This window comes from Rhizobium sp. KNZ2-6A, assembly GCF_056755475.1.
On record NZ_JBNDIC010000019.1, the window covers coordinates 63,425 to 79,457 of the forward strand.

Annotated in this window: 16 protein-coding genes; 4 read left to right on the forward strand and 12 right to left on the reverse strand. The window is 61.7% G+C overall.

From position 1 onward, the window contains the following. Positions 1-22 precede the first annotated feature (22 nt). The 4 genes from ACPYOP_RS15255 to argH all read right to left on the reverse strand — a co-directional run bounded on the left by ACPYOP_RS15255 (position 23) and on the right by argH (position 6,280). The gene (locus ACPYOP_RS15255; RefSeq protein ID WP_481411202.1) at positions 23-2,830 is read right to left on the reverse strand and encodes a TIGR02302 family protein; all 2,808 of its coding nucleotides are present in this window, start codon (positions 2,828-2,830) and stop codon (positions 23-25) included. Between the two features lie 356 nt (positions 2,831-3,186). Continuing rightward, positions 3,187-4,458, reverse strand: coding sequence for a diaminopimelate decarboxylase (gene lysA / locus ACPYOP_RS15260; RefSeq protein WP_481411203.1), 1,272 nt, complete (start codon positions 4,456-4,458; stop codon positions 3,187-3,189). A 13-nt stretch (positions 4,459-4,471) separates the two neighbouring features. After that, positions 4,472-4,666 carry an LPS translocon maturation chaperone LptM gene (gene lptM / locus ACPYOP_RS15265; RefSeq protein WP_481411204.1) on the reverse strand — a complete coding sequence of 65 codons (195 nt, stop codon included), beginning with the start codon at positions 4,664-4,666 and terminating at the stop codon, positions 4,472-4,474. 213 nt (positions 4,667-4,879) lie between these two features. Then, a complete protein-coding gene (gene argH, locus ACPYOP_RS15270) occupies positions 4,880-6,280 on the reverse strand; it encodes an argininosuccinate lyase (RefSeq protein ID WP_481411205.1) in 1,401 nt (466 codons plus the stop codon). A gap of 23 nt (positions 6,281-6,303) precedes the next feature. On the opposite strand from argH, the gene tlpA reads away from it, so the two are divergent. After that, positions 6,304-6,969, forward strand: a complete 666-nt coding sequence (gene tlpA / locus ACPYOP_RS15275; protein ID WP_481411206.1) for a thiol:disulfide interchange protein TlpA — start codon at positions 6,304-6,306, stop codon at positions 6,967-6,969. A gap of 230 nt (positions 6,970-7,199) precedes the next feature. Here tlpA and ACPYOP_RS15280 read toward each other — a convergent pair whose 3' ends face one another. The 6 genes from ACPYOP_RS15280 to ACPYOP_RS15305 all read right to left on the reverse strand — a co-directional run bounded on the left by ACPYOP_RS15280 (position 7,200) and on the right by ACPYOP_RS15305 (position 11,972). Beyond that, entirely contained in the window at positions 7,200-8,078 is an 879-nt protein-coding gene (locus ACPYOP_RS15280) for a 3-hydroxybutyryl-CoA dehydrogenase (protein ID WP_120665371.1), read from the reverse strand. 148 nt (positions 8,079-8,226) lie between these two features. Further along, the gene (locus tag ACPYOP_RS15285) at positions 8,227-9,156 is read right to left on the reverse strand and encodes an electron transfer flavoprotein subunit alpha/FixB family protein (protein WP_481411207.1); all 930 of its coding nucleotides are present in this window, start codon (positions 9,154-9,156) and stop codon (positions 8,227-8,229) included. A gap of 20 nt (positions 9,157-9,176) precedes the next feature. Next, positions 9,177-9,926: an electron transfer flavoprotein subunit beta/FixA family protein gene (locus ACPYOP_RS15290; RefSeq protein WP_481411208.1), complete on the reverse strand. Its 750-nt coding sequence runs from the start codon at positions 9,924-9,926 to the stop codon at positions 9,177-9,179. Positions 9,927-10,123: 197 nt separating this feature from the next. Beyond that, positions 10,124-10,702, reverse strand: a complete 579-nt coding sequence (locus ACPYOP_RS15295) for a cob(I)yrinic acid a,c-diamide adenosyltransferase (protein ID WP_481411209.1) — start codon at positions 10,700-10,702, stop codon at positions 10,124-10,126. 111 nt (positions 10,703-10,813) lie between these two features. Next, complete coding sequence (locus ACPYOP_RS15300) at positions 10,814-11,017, reverse strand: twin transmembrane helix small protein (protein ID WP_015341309.1); 204 nt, start codon at positions 11,015-11,017, stop codon at positions 10,814-10,816. Positions 11,018-11,138: 121 nt separating this feature from the next. Continuing rightward, complete coding sequence (locus ACPYOP_RS15305; RefSeq protein WP_481411210.1) at positions 11,139-11,972, reverse strand: SDR family oxidoreductase; 834 nt, start codon at positions 11,970-11,972, stop codon at positions 11,139-11,141. Between the two features lie 100 nt (positions 11,973-12,072). Here ACPYOP_RS15305 and ACPYOP_RS15310 point away from each other — a divergent pair, with 100 nt between their 5' ends. After that, entirely contained in the window at positions 12,073-13,035 is a 963-nt protein-coding gene (locus ACPYOP_RS15310; protein ID WP_481411211.1) for a YihY/virulence factor BrkB family protein, read from the forward strand. Here ACPYOP_RS15310 and gluQRS read toward each other — a convergent pair. Further along, entirely contained in the window at positions 13,000-13,881 is an 882-nt protein-coding gene (gluQRS, locus tag ACPYOP_RS15315; protein WP_481411212.1) for a tRNA glutamyl-Q(34) synthetase GluQRS, read from the reverse strand. The two genes, ACPYOP_RS15310 and gluQRS, sit on opposite strands and share 36 nt — an antisense overlap. Here gluQRS and ACPYOP_RS15320 point away from each other — a divergent pair. Both ACPYOP_RS15320 and ACPYOP_RS15325 read left to right on the forward strand, forming a co-directional pair. Further along, the gene (locus ACPYOP_RS15320) at positions 13,880-14,569 is read left to right on the forward strand and encodes a DNA-3-methyladenine glycosylase family protein (RefSeq protein WP_481411213.1); all 690 of its coding nucleotides are present in this window, start codon (positions 13,880-13,882) and stop codon (positions 14,567-14,569) included. The two genes, gluQRS and ACPYOP_RS15320, sit on opposite strands and share 2 nt — an antisense overlap. Before the next feature lie 110 nt (positions 14,570-14,679). Further along, complete coding sequence (locus ACPYOP_RS15325) at positions 14,680-15,237, forward strand: HNH endonuclease (RefSeq protein WP_481411214.1); 558 nt, start codon at positions 14,680-14,682, stop codon at positions 15,235-15,237. Between the two features lie 268 nt (positions 15,238-15,505). On the opposite strand, the gene ACPYOP_RS15330 is transcribed toward ACPYOP_RS15325, so the two are convergent. Further along, positions 15,506-16,018, reverse strand: coding sequence for a disulfide bond formation protein B (locus ACPYOP_RS15330; RefSeq protein WP_481411215.1), 513 nt, complete (start codon positions 16,016-16,018; stop codon positions 15,506-15,508). Positions 16,019-16,033 lie beyond the last annotated feature (15 nt).

Here is a 16,033-nt window from a genome sequence, read left to right on the forward strand (position 1 = left end):
TGCGGGTAGGTCCGAAGCGGCCTTATTGGGCCAGATTCAGCAAACGCTCCAGATAGCGCCGTTCCTCGGTAAATGTGGGATTGTTACTTAGCCGTTCGCGAATGGCGTCGAGAATTTGGCGCGCGCGCTGCGCTTCAATGACCTTCGGCACCATGTTGTCATCAGGATTATCCGAGAAGCCGCCATCGTTGCGCGACCGGCCGAGCGGATCGCGGCCGTTCTGACCGCCCTGGCCCATTTGTCCAGGCATTTGCCCCTGCCCCTGCCCCTGACCCTGGCCTTGTCCCTGCTGCATTTGCGCCATGAGCTGATTCATCATCTCGCGCGTTCCCTTGCGCAAGGCATCCAGTGCGCGCCCCTGGCCCTGCACGGCGCCTTCGCCATTGCCTTCAGAGAGCTGGCCTGAGGCGCCCTTCATCTCCTGCTGCGCCTTGCCGTAATTCTGGTTCGGCTTCATGCCCAGCGAGCCCAGGTCTTTCTGCAGCTCGCCGAGCTGCTTGCCGAGATCGTCCTGCTGTTTGCGCAATTCTTTCAGGGCGTCGCGCAGCTGATCGGCCGTCATATTATCGGTCGGGTCCTTGCCCTTTTGTCCCTGTTGATTTTGGCCCTGCTGGTTCTGGCCCTGCTGGTTCTGGCCTTGCTGTCGATCCTGCTGGCCCTGGTTGCGCTGACCCATATCCGGGCGCATCCGATCGTTGAGGTCGGGCAGCGGCTGGTCCATCAGGCCGTCGCCATCCTCGTTGGGATCGCCGCGCTGCATGCGGTCGCGCATGGCCTGATCGAACTTGAAGGTCTGATCCATCAGCTTCTGCTGATCGCGCATGATGCGGCCGAGCTTGTCCATCTGCTCGCGCATCTTGTCGTTGGCTTCGCCTTGCTGTTGCTGTTGGCCGCGCTGCGGTCGCCCGGCCTGAAGGCTGTTCATCAGCTGCTGCAGCTCCGAGAGCATCTGCTGCGCGGCCTGGCGATTACCGGAGCGGGCCAGATTCTCGATCTGATCCATCATGCGCTGCAGGTCCTGCTGGCGCAGGATATTGGCGGACCGCTGATTGGGTTGGGCCGGCATGTTGCGCATGCGCTCGGCCAGCTCCTTCATATAGGCATCCATTGCCTTCCGAAGCTCGTCGGTCAGCTTCTTGATCTCGGCGTCGGAGGCATTGCGCTGCAAGGCATCGGAAAGCTTCTGCTGGGCATCCCGCAGGGCCTTTTCCGCATCCGTCAGCTGCGCATCCTCCATGCCGAGCGCGATCTGCCAGAGATAGTCGGCCGCATCCTTCAATGACGCTTCGCCGCTTGCGAGTTTCATGCGCGTCAAGGCGGATCTGATCGCGAGATAGTTGCCGAGATCCGGAATGGCCTCTTCAGGCCGGATGGTCAGCGATTTGTTGAGCTCGATCGCCTCCGGCATCTTGCGGGTATCGAGCGCGAAGACCTGACGCTCTTCCGCCACTGCCGCGGCAAGCGGCTGGCTGAAATTGCGCGACGGCAGCACCATCTCGTAGGGTGGGCTGCGGCCGGTCTGGCCCGCACCGTCCTTGGCAACCAAAGTGATGCGGACGCGCTTGCCGGCAAGCGGATCCTGCGTCAGATCATGGCTTGCCAGAGCCTTGCCGTTGCGGCGGTCGCGACGCGGCATCTCCAGCTTGTATTCGGGCAGGCCGTAAAGAGGAGTTGCCGCGGGATCGGATTCGACCGGCACGATCTCCGCATGCGCTTCCTCGACGCCGTAATCGTCCTTGACCCTGAAGCCGAGTTCCAATGCGCCACTGGTCGTTGCGTGCGGGATGCCGTCAAAGGTGATTTCCGGTGGCTTGTCGACCACGACATTGAAGGACCAGGACTTGCCGTTTACGGTCAGTTCGCCGTCTTTTTCAAGCTTTAGGACGTGGGTGCGGGCAATCATCCCATCCGCAACGGGTGCGTTGGCCGCGGCGGGCATATTGGCATTGCCGTTTGCCGCAGGCTGCGCCGCCGGGATTGCCGGCGGTTTGGCGTCCGCCGGGGCTTGCTTGCCGGCATCGGCGGGTTGTTCGGGAATTTCGACGCCCTTGTCGCTGCCTGATGCCTGGAACAACACCTTTTCATCCGCCGCCGCGCCCGTCACGCGCACCGTGAGCTCGGAGAATTGCGGCACGTTGAGGCTGTTGCCGGCATTGGCGACATTGCCGGTCAGATAGACAGGCGCTTCGCCGGTATAATAGGGCGGGGTAACCCAGGCATCGACGCGAAGATCCGGATTGGTCGATGTGGAAGGAGATGCCGTGAAGGCGTCGCTCAGCGAGCCGCCGCTATTGGACATGGAAAAGCTGAAGGCCGTCACCAGCAGCAATGCCGGGATGGCGCGCAATGCAAAGCGGTCGTAGCGAGCGATATCCGGTCTGGGCAGGCCGGCATCCAATGCGGCGATGCGCTCGGCCATGCGGGTCTGGTGCTCGCGCCAGAGCGCGCGGGCAAAGGGCGTGTCGAGCGCCGGCTCATCCTCCTGCACCGTGACGGGTTGGTGGGCAAGGCCGTTTCGCTCTTCCAGCAGGCGGTCGGCTTCGGTGGTATTCGGCCAGCGCAGGCGCCGCAGCGGATGGAGCGAGATGACGAAGCCGATGGCAAAGACGGCAAGCATCAGGAAGCGGAGACTATCCGGCGCAATGCGAAAAATGCCGAACCAGGCAGCGGACAGGAACAGGGCCAAAATGGATGCTGGCAGCAGGAGCCGCGGCAGCAGTTGCTCCGAGACCAGCACGATCCGAGCAAAGAGACGCTTGACCGCAACCATGCGCGCCAGCGCCGGACGGGTGGCGAAAGCGCCCTTCTTAGGGTTGCTGGGACTGGTCATCGGTCCGGTCTTCTCCCGATCTGACGTTGATGGCCAGAGCATGATGCCGAAAAGTGTGAGCGGTTTTCGGACGACATCATGCTCTACTTGTTTGATTCTAGAGCGGATTCAGATTTTAGGTCGAACAGACCTAAATCATCCGGCTCTAGTAGCCCTTTGGCGATGGCGCGGCGTCCCGCACGCCCTCGCGCGGCGCCCGGCGAGACGCCAATCAATAAAAGATAACATTCTTTGTGGCGAAGACGAGGGCAACGGGCGTGAAAGGCTGTTTTTTCATCGGACTTCGCTGAAACGTGATCGATCGAGCAGGGCGGGTATTTGGATTGTCCTGCCCGAAATTCACGAAGCGAAACCGATTATCCCTCGAGCCAGGCCGGGATCGAATCCAGGCCGATCAGCTCCTCATGGGTCCCGCGCGGGCGGATGACATGGAATTCATTGCCCTTGACCAGCACTTCCGGAACCAGAAGCCGGCTGTTGTAGGTGCCGGCCTGGACGGCGCCATAGGCACCGGCGGAACCGATGGCGAGGAGATCGCCGGGTTCGGGCAGCGCCATGTCGCGGTCGAGTGCCAGATAATCACCCGTTTCGCAGACCGGGCCGACGACATCGGCCTTGATGCGCGGGGTATCGGCGGCGGCGATCGAAACCGGCCGGATCTCGTGATAGGCCTCGTAGAGCGTCGGGCGGATCAGGTCGTTCATCGCGCCGTCGACAATGACGAAGCTCTTGCTGCCGCCATCCTTCACATAGATGACCTCCGTCACCAGGATGCCGGCATTGCCGACGATCAGGCGGCCGGGTTCGGTGACGATCCTGCAGTTGAGGCCGCGCAGCTGGTTCTTGACGATCTGCGCGTAAGCGTCGGGCAGGGGCGGCGGATTGTTGTCGTCGCGGTAGGGAATGCCGAGGCCGCCGCCGATGTCGACGTGGTGGATATCGTGACCGTCGCCGCGCAGCGTCTCTACGAGATCGCGCAGAAGCTTGAAGGCGTCATCGAAGGGTTGCAGCTCGGTGATCTGGCTGCCGATATGCATGTCGATGCCGGTGGCATCGATACCAGGCAGGCTGGCGGCGCGGTCATAGACGGCACGGGCGCGCTCCCAGGAAATGCCGAACTTGTTTTCCTTCTTGCCGGTCGAAATCTTCGCATGCGTGCGGGCATCGACATCCGGGTTGATGCGGAAGGAGACAGGCGCCACCTTGCCGGCGCGGACGGCGCGCTGGTTCAGCACTTCCAGCTCCGGCTCGGATTCGACATTGAAGCAGTAGATGCCGGCTTCGAGTGCGACATCCATTTCCTGCGCCGTCTTGCCGACACCGGAGAACATGATGCGGCTTGCCGGAATGCCCGCGGCCAGCGCGCGGCGCAGCTCGCCGACGGAGACGACGTCGACACCGGCGCCGAGCCGGCCGAGTGTCTTCAGCACCGCCTGGTTGGAATTGGCCTTCACGGCGTAGCACACCATGGCATCGACATCGCCGAAGGCTTCCGCGAAGACACGATAATGGCGCTCCAGCGTTGCCGTCGAATAGATGTAGAAGGGCGTGCCGACCGCCTTGGCGATCTCGGGAACCGGAACATCCTCGGCGTAGAGGATGCCGTCGCGATACTGAAAATGGTTCACGGTCGCTGCCTAATCAGAGAAGCGGATCGAGGAGGAACTTCTTGTCGTCGGTGCCCGGCTCCTTCGTCGGCTTGGAGACGTCACCGCCTTTGGTCGCATGGGCACTCGGAGGATCGAGAGGGCCTTTGCGGCCACATCCGACGACGGCAAGGCCGACGACCGAAAGCACGACGGTCAGGCGGATGATGTGCGGCATGTTGATCTGCATCGAAATCCTCTTGGGCGACTAGAGCATGATGCCGAAAAGTGTGAGCGGTTTTCGGAGGACATCATGCTCTACTTCTTTGGTTCTAGAGCCGGATGATTTTAGATCGTTTCGACCTAAAATCATCTGGCTCTTCTAGCGCGAAAGTCACCCTTCTTAGCGAAGTTTCCCGCGTTTGTGCACCCTGATTGTTTGGGTGCGTTTTCGTCAGTCTTTTCAGTTGCGAGCGCGCCAGAAGGCGATCTGCTTGCGCACTTCCGAGGGGGCTGTGCCGCCAAAGCTTTTGCGGCTGGCAACCGAGGCCTCGACCGTCAGAACGTCGAAGATCTTGTCGGTGATATCGGGGTGGATCGCCTGCAGGTCTGCGAGCGACAATTCCGCCAGCTCGCAGGACTTGCTTTCGGCAAGCGCCACGGCGCGTCCCGTCACGTGATGGGCGTCGCGGAAGGGCAGGCCCGCTTCGCGCACCAGCCAGTCGGCAAGGTCGGTGGCGGTGGAGTAGCCGGAGCCGGCGGCTGCCTTCATGCGGGCGGTGTTGATCGTCATGTCGCGCATCATGCCGGTCATGGCGGCAATCGCCAGCTCAAGGCTTTCGGCGGCGTCGAATACCTGTTCCTTGTCTTCCTGCATGTCCTTGGAATAGGCGAGCGGCAGGCCCTTCATGATCGTCAGCAGCGCCACCAGCGAGCCATTGATGCGGCCGGTCTTGGCGCGCACGAGCTCGGCCGCATCCGGGTTCTTCTTCTGCGGCATGATGGAGGAGCCGGTGGAGAAGGCGTCGGAGAGGCGCACGAAACCGAATTGCGGCGTCGACCAGATGACGATCTCCTCGGCCAGCCGCGATAGATGCATGCCGGCGATGGCGGCGATCGACAGGAATTCGAGGGCGAAATCACGGTCGGAGACGGTGTCGATCGAATTGCGGGTCGGTTCGCGGAAACCGAGCGCCTTGGCCGTCATGTGACGATCGATCGGGAAGCCGGTGCCGGCGAGCGCTGCGGCGCCGATCGGCGATTCGTCCATGTGCTCGATGGCGTGGCGCACGCGCGAGCGGTCGCGGCCGAACATCTCGACATAGGCCATGCAATGATGACCGAAGGTGACGGGCTGCGCCGTCTGCAGATGCGTGAAGCCCGGCATGACGCTGTCGGCGTGTTCCTCGGCGCGGTCGAGGAAGGCCGCGATCAGCTCGGTCAGCGCCTGCTCGCACTTCTGCAGTTCTTCCTTCACCCAGAGGCGGAAATCGAGCGCCACCTGGTCGTTGCGCGAACGAGCGGTGTGCAGGCGGCCGGCGGCCGGGCCGATCAGGGTCGCGAGCCGCGCCTCGACGTTCATATGAATGTCTTCGAGGCGGCGGGAGAACTCGAAATTGCCGCTCTCGATCTCTGACAGGATCGTGTTCAGGCCGTGAACGATCTTGTCTTTATCCTCGGTTGAAATGATGCCTTGATTGGCGAGCATGCTCGCATGCGCGATTGAGCCGCGGATATCCTGAGCAAAGAGCTTCTTGTCGAAACCGATCGAGGCATTTATCTCCTCCATGATCGCCGCGGGGCCGGAAGCGAAACGCCCGCCCCACATCTGGTTGGAGGATTTGGTGTCCGTGCCGTCAGTCATGAGATGCCCACCTGGAGAATGTAATGACAGCAAAGAAGCCGTTCGGTCTGCCGTCCATGAAACTCGTTCTGCTCGCCGCCGTCGCTGGGGTCATTGCCGGTGCGGCAGCGGTATACGTGAAGGAGGCGGGGTATGGCAATGGTATTGGTGAAACAGCTTCGGCCGATCAATGCGGATCGGCCAGGGATCGTGCCGCTGCCCTGACGCCCTTCACCAAGGGCCAGGTCGCCGCCATGAGCGTGCCACCGGCTCCGATCTCGCTGAAGGACGTCTCCTTCAAGGGTGCCGAAGGGCAGCCGCTGTCGATCGGCAGTTTTGCCGGCAAGACGGTGCTGCTGAACATCTGGGCGACCTGGTGCGTGCCGTGCCGCGAGGAAATGCCGGCACTCAACGCGCTCGAGAAGAGCACCGGCAATAACAAGTTCGAGGTGGTCGCCATTAACATCGACACGGGCGACGATGAAAAAACGAAAGCTTTCCGCACCGAATATGCGATCGACAAGCTCGGCTACTACCGCGACAACACCATGGGCGTGTTCAACGTATTGAAGAAGCAGGGCCTTGCCTTTGGTTTGCCGGTGACCTTGTTGATTGACGACAAGGGCTGCCTGCTGTCGGCCATGAACGGACCGGCGGCTTGGGACAGCGAGGATGCGAAGGCGCTGGTGAAGGCTGCTGCAGGGATTTGAGCGGTTTGGGTGTTCCATCACCCGCCTCGCCCTTCGAGGGTCGCTAGCGCTCCCACCTCAGGGTGAGGCTAATCTATTGTGCCGCTTGGATTTCTACCATTTCCAAATGTATTTGTTTGGTTGACGCGCGGGGGTGTTCCGCCCTCATGGTGAGATGCCGTGGCGCTAAAGCGTAGCGGCGGCGGCAGGGCCTCGAACCACGAGGGTTGGCCCCGAGGCTGCCGAAAGGTTTATCGCGTCGGAACCGGTGTTTCGCCACGGTAGTCGTAGAAGCCTCGGCCGGATTTGCGGCCGAGCCAGCCGGCTTCGACATATTTCACCAGCAACGGGCAGGGACGGTACTTGGAGTCGGCAAGCCCGTCATGCAACACCTGCATGATCGACAGGCAGGTGTCGAGGCCGATGAAATCGGCGAGCTGCAGCGGGCCCATCGGATGGTTGGCGCCGAGCCGCATGGCGGTGTCGATGGCATCGACGGTGCCCACGCCTTCATAGAGCGTATAGATCGCCTCGTTGATCATCGGCAGCAGGATGCGGTTGACGATGAAAGCAGGGAAGTCCTCGGCGACGGTGATCGTCTTTTCCAGCGAGGTGACGTAATCCCTGGCGGTGGAGAAGGTCGATTCGTCGGTCGCGATGCCGCGCACCAGCTCCACTAGCTTCATCACCGGAACCGGGTTCATGAAGTGAATGCCCATGAAGCGTTCGGGACGGTCGGTGGCGGAAGCAAGGCGGGTGATCGAGAGCGACGACGTATTGGTGGCCAGCAGCGCCTCCGGCTTCAGCACCGGACACACCTGCGCATAGATCTTGCGCTTGACGCTTTCGTCTTCGGTCGCCGCCTCGATGGCGAGATCGACCTGGGCGAGATCGTTGAGATCGGCAGAGCCGGTGATGCGCGCAAGAGCCGACTTGCGCTCCTCGTCGGTCGTCTTGCCGGAGGCGACCTGGCGGGCAAGGTTGCCGTTGATGGTGGCAAGTCCGCTTTCGATGCGATCCTGCGCCAGATCGTAGATATGGACTTTATAGCCGGCCATGGCGGATACGTGGGCGATGCCGCAGCCCATCTGGCCGGCGCCGATAATACCGATCGTCTTCAGCGAACTCATTGCCAACTCCCCGGCGGCGCGCTCTTGGCGGTGCGCTATGCTCTTAACCACAAATTTGCCGGGCCATTACTAGCCCGGCAAAGATTGATAGACCTATAAGAGACGATTTTCCAGTCTCTCGCAACTGCGAGAAAGTCGATCGGCGCGATCACAGCGCCTTTTGCAGTTCCGGCAGCGCTTCGAAGAGGTCAGCGACGAGGCCGTAGTCGGCGATCTGGAAGATCGGGGCTTCCTCGTCCTTGTTGATGGCGACGATGACCTTCGAGTCCTTCATGCCGGCCAGATGCTGGATGGCGCCGGAGATGCCGCAGGCGATATAGAGCTGCGGTGCGACCACCTTGCCGGTCTGCCCCACCTGCCAGTCGTTCGGCGCATAGCCGGCATCGACGGCAGCGCGCGATGCGCCGACGGCGGCGCCGAGCTTGTCGGCGACCGGAAGGATGACCTCGCGGAACTTCTCCGCCGAGCCGAGGGCGCGGCCACCCGAGATGATGATCTTGGCCGATGTCAGCTCCGGACGGTCCGAGGACGACAGCGCGTCGCCGACGAAGGAGGACAGCGCCGGATCGGCAGCCGCCGAGATCGTCTCGATCGCAGCCGAACCGCCTTCAGAGGCGGAGGCAAACGAGGCGGTGCGCACGGTGATGACTTTCTTCGCGTCGGTCGACTGCACCGTCTGGATGGCATTGCCGGCATAGATCGGCCGCTTGAAGGTGTCGGCGGAAACGACTTCGATGATTTCCGAGACCTGGGCGACATCGAGCAGAGCTGCCACGCGCGGCAGCACGTTCTTGCCGACCGAGGTGGCAGCACCGATGATGGTATCGTAGGAACCGGCAAGCGAAACGATCAGCGCTGCCAGCGGTTCTGCGAGATTGTTGGCAAGGCTCGCATCCTCGGCAACCAGCACCTTGGAAACGCCGGAAAGCTTGGCGGCCTCGCCGGCAGCAGCCTGGGCGCCCGCACCGGCAACGAGCACATGGATATCGCCACCGATCTTGGAAGCGGCCGTCAGTGCCTTGGCGGTCTGGTCGGAAAGGTGGGCATTGTCGTGATCAGCCAGAAGAAGAATGGCCATGGGTATTATCCTTTCCTATCCTAGAGCACGCCGGCTTCGGTCTTGAGCTTTTCGACCAGCTCGGCGACCGATTTGACCTTGACGCCGGCCTTGCGGCCCGACGGCTCTTCCGTCTTCAGCACCTTCAGACGCGGCTCGGTCGACACGCCGAAATCGGCAGGCGACTTCTTGTCGAGCGGCTTCTTCTTGGCCTTCATGATATTCGGCAGCGAGGCATAGCGCGGCTCGTTGAGGCGCAAGTCGGTCGTCACGACGGCCGGAAGCTTGACCTCGATCGTCTGCAGGCCGCCATCGACTTCGCGGGTGACCTGTGCTTTGCCGTCGCCAATCTCGATCTTCGAGGCGAAGGTCGCCTGGGCAGTTCCGAGTAGGGCTGCCAGCATCTGGCCGGTCTGGTTCGAATCGTCGTCGATCGCCTGCTTGCCGACAATGATCAGGCCAGGCTGTTCGGCGTCAGCGACACCTTTCAGGATCTTGGCGACGGCAAGCGGCTCGACCGCATCGTCGGTTTCGACCAGGATGGCGCGATCCGCACCCATGGCGAGCGCCGTGCGCAGAGTCTCCTCGGCCTTGGCCGGCCCGATCGAGACGACCACCACTTCCTCAGCCTTGCCGGCTTCCTTCAGCCGCAGCGCCTCTTCGACCGAGATCTCGTCGAACGGGTTCATCGACATCTTCACGTTGGCAAGCTCGACGCCAGAACCATCCGGCTTCACACGGATCTTTACGTTGTAGTCAACGACCCGCTTAACGGGAACGAGAATCTTCATGGAATCCTTCCTTCAACATGACCGCCCGAGAACATGCGCTGTTTAGCGCCATTCCATTTGTCGAATGGCGACATGGATACGCGTTTTTCCCCCAATTACAACGCTTCCAGGCCGCCCGAGAGACGAAATGCTTGAAAGGCATAAATAACGTTTACGTCAACGTCAATACGCATGCCCCTCGTGGATGATTTGCGCCGCTACCGATTCTTGCCGGGAACCCAGAGCACGTCGGCGCGGCCGCGATCATTGGCATGCCGCGCGGCGACGAAGAGAAAATCGGAAAGGCGGTTGATATATTTCAGCGCTGTCGGGCTGACGCGTTCGCCTTGCTCACGCGACAGCGCCACCATGAGGCGTTCCGCCCGCCGGGCAATGGTGCGGGCAAGGTGCAGATGGGCGGAAGCCGGGCTGCCGGCCGGGAGAACAAAGGACCTCAGCGGCTCGAGATCGGCATTCAGCAGATCGATATCGTGCTCGATGCGTTCGACCTGGTGGTCGACGATGCGCAGCGGCTCATAGGCGGGCGGTTCGTCCGTTTCGGGCGTGGAAAGATCGGCGCCGAGATCGAAGAGATCGTTCTGTATCCGCATCAGCATGGCATCGAGATCGGGCAGCTCAATGGTATGCAGCCTGGCGACGCCGATGGCGGAATTGGCTTCGTCGACGGTGCCGTAGCTTTCGACGCGCAGATCGTGCTTCAGCCGCCTCGGGCCGGCGACGAGGCCCGTGGTGCCGTCATCGCCGGTCTTGGTGTAGATCTTGTTGAGCTTGACCATCGTGTTCCCGTGGTTAGAGCCTTTCGCTTTTCTTCGAATCGCGAAACGCTCTATCCCTTTGTTTACGCAATTCCGGACGGAAAACCGCTGCGCACTTTTCCTGGAATTGCTCTAAGCCGGGCGGCCGCCGCCCGTCAGCCAGAGCGTCAGCATGATCAGAATGACCGCGACTGCCTGCAGCAGGACACGCAGCTGCATCAGCCGGTTCGAAAGGTTCGGATTGTCGCCTTTCATCATGTTCAGCAGGCCGCGAATGAGAACGATCGCGACAAGTCCCATGACAATGATGGCGGCAACATAAGTAACTGTAGACATGGCTCCTCCATCCTTGTCTTCAGGGTGGCTCAGCATTCCGCAGAAGCTTCAAGTCACCCAATGTCGTCATTTTGAGTAATCTCAAGCGGAAAAGCCGCTTTGCGCCTTTCCTGGGATTGCTCTAGTCCAGCCGGCGCATCAGACGATAGAAAAGGTTAGCCGGCAATAGCCTTTTCAAAACGACGCCCTGCTTTGCGGGCGTCGTTACCAGATAATGTGGGCGCGGGTTGCTCACATTCAAAGCCAATTTTAGCACATCATAGACCGCTTCGGGCCCCAATTTATGCTTGTTGATCGGGCCGGAGCCATCCAACCGCCTCAGCTGCCTGCGGTATTCCACCGCATGGGCGGACCCCTCGAGGTCGATATGCTCGCGGATCTTGGCGAGCGCATTGGCGGTAAAGCGCGTCGCGATCGGGCCGGGCTCTATGAGGCTTACATGGATGCCGCTGTCCTGCAGTTCCATCCTGAGCGTGATCGTCAGCCCTTCGAGCGCGAATTTCGAGGCGGTGTAGGCGCCGCGGAAGCGGTAGGGAACCAGCCCGAGAATGGACGAGCAATTGACGATGCGGCCATGGCCCTGGCTGCGCATCAGCGGCAGGATCTGGCGCGTCAGCTCATGCCAGCCGAAGAAGTTCGTTTCGAACTGTTCGCGCAGCACATCGGTCGTGAGGTCCTCGACCGCACCCGGCTGGCCATAGGCGCCATTGTTGAAGAGGGCGTCGATGCGGTCGCCCGTGCGCTCGCGCACGGTGGCAACTGCAGCGGAAATCGTCTCGGGGCGAGTGTAGTCAAGAAGCAGCGCTTCGATGCCGTCGGCCGTGAGCGGCGCGAGATCGGCTTCGTTGCGCACCGTCGCGAAAACGCGCCATCCGTCGTCGCGCAAGGCCCGGGCGCAATGAGCGCCGATCCCGGAGGAGCAACCAGTCAGCAGGATGATGCGTTGTTCCGGCATGGAAGATGATTCCTGTACAAACCGGAACTCGTTTCCCATATTCAGGAACCCGATACAACCGACAACCGGCGGATGAATGCCGACGTCAAGCGGAGATGGAATGCCGACAGCGCTGCGGACGATTTACAAGGTGATCTACGACGCGGTGTTCCATTTCGTCGAGGATGACGGGTTCGCCATGGCAAGCCATGTTGCGCTTTCGACGCTGCTGGCGGTCTTCCCCTTCCTGATCTTCGGCACGGCGCTGGCAAGCTTTCTCGGGGCCAGCCAGTTCTCGTCGACGGCGGTGCATCTGATCTTCGATACCTGGCCGGAAGCGATCGCCAAGCCGCTCGCCGATCAGGTGGTGCAGGTGCTGACGATCCCGCGCGGCGGCCTTTTGACGATTTCGGTGCTTGCCGCCGCCTACTTCGCCTCGAACGGCGTCGAGGCGCTGCGCATATCGCTGAACCGCGCCTATCGCGTTCCGGAAACCCGGCCGTGGTATTTCAACCGTCTCGCCAGCCTCGGCTACGTGCTGATCGCAGTGCTGATCTTTGCGATCCTCAGCATCCTGCTCGTCGCCGTGCCGCTTGCGCTGAATTACACCCGGCAATGGCTGCCGCAGCTTGCCGATATTCTCGAGATCGTCTTCAGCTGGCGGATCTACGGCACGATCTTCCTGCTGCTCGCTGGCCTTATGATCCTGCATCTCTGGCTGGCGGCCGGCCACAGGCGGATCTTCGACGTCATTCCCGGCGTACTACTGACCTTGGTCTTCTGGTCGATCGGTGCGCTGCTCTTTACCTATTATCTTTCGACTTTCGCCAATTATACCGCCACCTATGCCGGTCTGGCGTCGGTGATGATCGTGCTGATCTTCCTCTATATGCTGGCCGTGATTTTCATCATCGGCGCGGAGATCAACGCGGCGCTGATGAAGTTCCGCGTGCGCCGCTTATTGTTCGGCAAGGTGGCGAGCCGTGCGGCCCTCGGGGTGCCGTCGGAAAAGATACTCTCGGAGCCAGCGGCCGAATCGGGGGCCAAATCAGAGGCCGATGCGGCGGCGAAGCTCCATCGCTGACAGGCCCTGCCGGCGCCATTCGGCAATGCCGGTATCGCCCATGCTCTTGGAAAGCTTTTTGCCGTCGCTGCCGACGATGAGGCGGTGGTGATGATAGAGCGGTTCCGGCAGGCCGAGAAGGGTCTGCAGCAGGCGATGGATCGAGGTGGCGTGGAAGAGGTCGAGCCCGCGCACGACATGGGTGATGCCCTGCACGGCGTCATCGACGACAACAGAAAGATGATAGCTCGAGGGCGCATCGGAGCGCGACAGCACGACATCGCCCCAGGCGGCGGGGTCGGCGAGGATGGCGCCTGTCTCACCGTCGCCGCTCTCCTGCCAATGGAGCTCTCCATCCGCTAATGCCAGCGCCTTTTCCATGTCGAGACGCCAGGCGTGCTTCATGCCCGATGCCAGCAGGCACTGCCGCTCGGCATCGCCGCGCTCGCGATCGTCGGGCGGATAGAGCGGCGTGCCATCCGGATCGCGCGGCCAGGATCGGCCATCCGCCTCGAAGGCGCCAACCCGGGCCTTGACCTCGCCGCGCGTCAGGAAGGCGGGATAGACGAGGCCACGGTCGATCAGCGCCTGCAACGCCGCCTGATAGGCCGGAAAATGCTCGGACTGCCGGCGCACCGGCTCCTGCCAGCGAAGGCCGAGCCAGGAGAGGTCCGAAAAGATGCCGGCTTCGAAATCGGGTGTGCAGCGCGCCTGATCTATGTCTTCGATGCGCAGCAGAAAATCGCCGCCGGCCTTTGCCGCCATGTCGTGATTGAGAATGGCCGACAGCGCATGGCCAAGATGCAGCGTGCCATTGGGGCTCGGAGCAAAACGGAATTTCAGCTTTTGACGGGGAATCTCGATCATGCTTTCTTCTGCCACGAATTTGAACCGGGGACCACGAGACGCCATGCAGATCATTCGCGACGAGCGCGACATCGAACGGGGCCTGGCCGCGCTATTGGAGCTCGATCCGCGCCTGCGGCGTGTTGCCGCAGAGGCGGGTACCTTGCCGCTGCGTCTGCGCGAACCGGGCTTCGAAGGGCTTGCCCATATCATCGTTTCGCAGGTCGTTTCCCGCGCCAGCGCCGATGCGATCTGGGGGAAGATGATCGCCGGAATGGGCCAGGTAACCGCTAAGGGCTATGCCGGCTTAGAGCCGGAGGCATGGCGAAGCTTCGGCCTGTCGCGAATCAAGCACGAGACGCTGGCGCGCGTGGCCGAAGCGGTTGCCGGCGGCAGCCTCGATCTGCAGGCGCTCAGCGCCGAATCACCGGACAAAGCGCTTGCCGAGCTGATTTCCATCAAGGGAATCGGCCCCTGGACGGCCGAGGTCTACCTGATGTTCTGCGGCGGTCACGCAGATGTGTTTCCGGCGGGCGACGTGGCGCTGCAGGCGGCCGTCGGCATGGCTTTCGGCCATGAAATCAGGCCCTTGGCCAAGGCAGTCGCCCGGGAAGCGGCGGTTTGGGCGCCCTGGCGCTCCGTTGCCGCCCGGCTTTTCTGGGCCTATTATGCCGTGAAAACACGGCGGGATGCGCTGCCTATAGTTTAATCAGCGCCTCCCAGCGTTCGCCTTTACGCACTGAATTTATTCGACTTCACAATCCTGTAACAACCGGCCTAATATACAGGTGCAGATGCCGAATCGATCAGGAGGGTTCCTTGACGATTGCAGTTTCCCCGCAGTCCTTGCCAGCGCTCGTCCTGAATGCTGACTATAGGCCGCTGAGTTACTATCCCTTGTCGCTCTGGTCCTGGCAGGACGCGATCAAGGCGGTCTTCCTTGACCGTGTGAATATCATTGCAGAATACGATCACAGCGTATCGTCGCCCAGCTTTTCGATGCGGCTGCCGAGCGTTGTCTGCCTGAAGACCTATGTGCAGCCATCCCGCAATCCCGCCTTCACCCGGTTCAACGTCTTCCTGCGTGACCGGTTCGAATGCCAGTATTGCGGCTCGCATGACGACCTGACCTTCGACCACGTCATCCCGCGCGCCCATGGCGGCGAGACCACCTGGGAAAACGTCGTGGCCGCCTGTTCGCCCTGCAACCTGCGCAAGGGCAGCAAGCTGCCGAAGCAGGCGAGCATGTTCCCGGCCCAGAAGCCCTACCAGCCGACCGTGCAGGACCTGCACAATAACGGCCGCCTGTTCCCGCCGAACTACCTGCACGACAGCTGGCTCGACTATCTCTACTGGGATTCGGAACTGCAGCCGTAAGTCGTATTGGCGGCTGCGCTCGGGGAGAGTGCGGCACCCCCCTCTGTCCCTTTCGGGACATCTCCCCCACAAGGGGGGAGATTGGTAACTTGCGGTACTTTCCCGATCTAAACTGACATCGCGTCTGCTGTCGCTGAGCTCATTTGTCTTTTGCAGAGGTGCGGCAAACTCCCAACAATCTCCCCCCTTGTGGGGGAGATGTCGCGACAGCGACAGAGGGGGTATCAGAGCCGCGGCATATGAGAAATCACGGCCGGTATCCCAAGAATCAACCCGCCTTCTTCGCCCCAACAAAAGCAATGGCCGCCAGGATCACGCTGGCGATCACGTTCCACCCAGCCATCGACAGGCCGAGGACGCGCAGGGCTGCTTCCGTGCAGGAGGGGCCTTTGATGGTGTTCAACTGGCCGAGCAGGTCGCCGGCATTCTGCGTGACGCTGGCGGCCGAGGTGGAGCAGGTGGTCGGGCCTTCCCAGAAGTGCCATTCGACGCCGGCGTGATAAACGCCGATGCCGCCGCTGACAACCATCATCAGGCCGGCGATGATCAAAAGGCCACGGGTGATCCAGGAGGGCAGGCCGGCGACCGCTGTCAGCACGGCGATGATGGCGACCGGGATGCCGTAATAATAGGGCTGGCGCTGCTCCAGGCAGAGCGCGCAGGGGATATAGTGGCCGATATACTGGAAGCCGAGCGCCGAGCCGATGACGACGATCATGCCGATCGTCAGCAATACGCCATAGCCGAGGCCGGCGCGGGGGGAAGGCGAAGTCGTGGACATGGGTTGAGGGCTCCT

Bases quoted from the DNA above. Each gene is read 5' to 3' on its own strand.
- ACPYOP_RS15330 (WP_481411215.1), bottom strand. From the start codon at position 16,018: ATGTCCACGACTTCGCCTTCCCCCCGCGCCGGCCTCGGCTATGGCGTA.
- ACPYOP_RS15280 (WP_120665371.1), bottom strand. From the start codon at position 8,078: ATGAGTTCGCTGAAGACGATCGGTATTATCGGCGCCGGCCAGATGGGC.
- ACPYOP_RS15295 (WP_481411209.1), bottom strand. From the start codon at position 10,702: ATGGTCAAGCTCAACAAGATCTACACCAAGACCGGCGATGACGGCACC.
- ACPYOP_RS15320 (WP_481411213.1), top strand. From the start codon at position 13,880: ATGCTTTCTTCTGCCACGAATTTGAACCGGGGACCACGAGACGCCATG.
- ACPYOP_RS15300 (WP_015341309.1), bottom strand. From the start codon at position 11,017: ATGTCTACAGTTACTTATGTTGCCGCCATCATTGTCATGGGACTTGTC.
- ACPYOP_RS15285 (WP_481411207.1), bottom strand. From the start codon at position 9,156: ATGGCCATTCTTCTTCTGGCTGATCACGACAATGCCCACCTTTCCGAC.
- argH (WP_481411205.1), bottom strand. From the start codon at position 6,280: ATGACTGACGGCACGGACACCAAATCCTCCAACCAGATGTGGGGCGGG.
- tlpA (WP_481411206.1), top strand. From the start codon at position 6,304: ATGACAGCAAAGAAGCCGTTCGGTCTGCCGTCCATGAAACTCGTTCTG.
- lptM (WP_481411204.1), bottom strand. From the start codon at position 4,666: ATGCAGATCAACATGCCGCACATCATCCGCCTGACCGTCGTGCTTTCG.
- ACPYOP_RS15290 (WP_481411208.1), bottom strand. From the start codon at position 9,926: ATGAAGATTCTCGTTCCCGTTAAGCGGGTCGTTGACTACAACGTAAAG.
- ACPYOP_RS15255 (WP_481411202.1), bottom strand. From the start codon at position 2,830: ATGACCAGTCCCAGCAACCCTAAGAAGGGCGCTTTCGCCACCCGTCCG.
- gluQRS (WP_481411212.1), bottom strand. From the start codon at position 13,881: ATGATCGAGATTCCCCGTCAAAAGCTGAAATTCCGTTTTGCTCCGAGC.
- ACPYOP_RS15305 (WP_481411210.1), bottom strand. From the start codon at position 11,972: ATGCCGGAACAACGCATCATCCTGCTGACTGGTTGCTCCTCCGGGATC.
- ACPYOP_RS15310 (WP_481411211.1), top strand. From the start codon at position 12,073: ATGCCGACAGCGCTGCGGACGATTTACAAGGTGATCTACGACGCGGTG.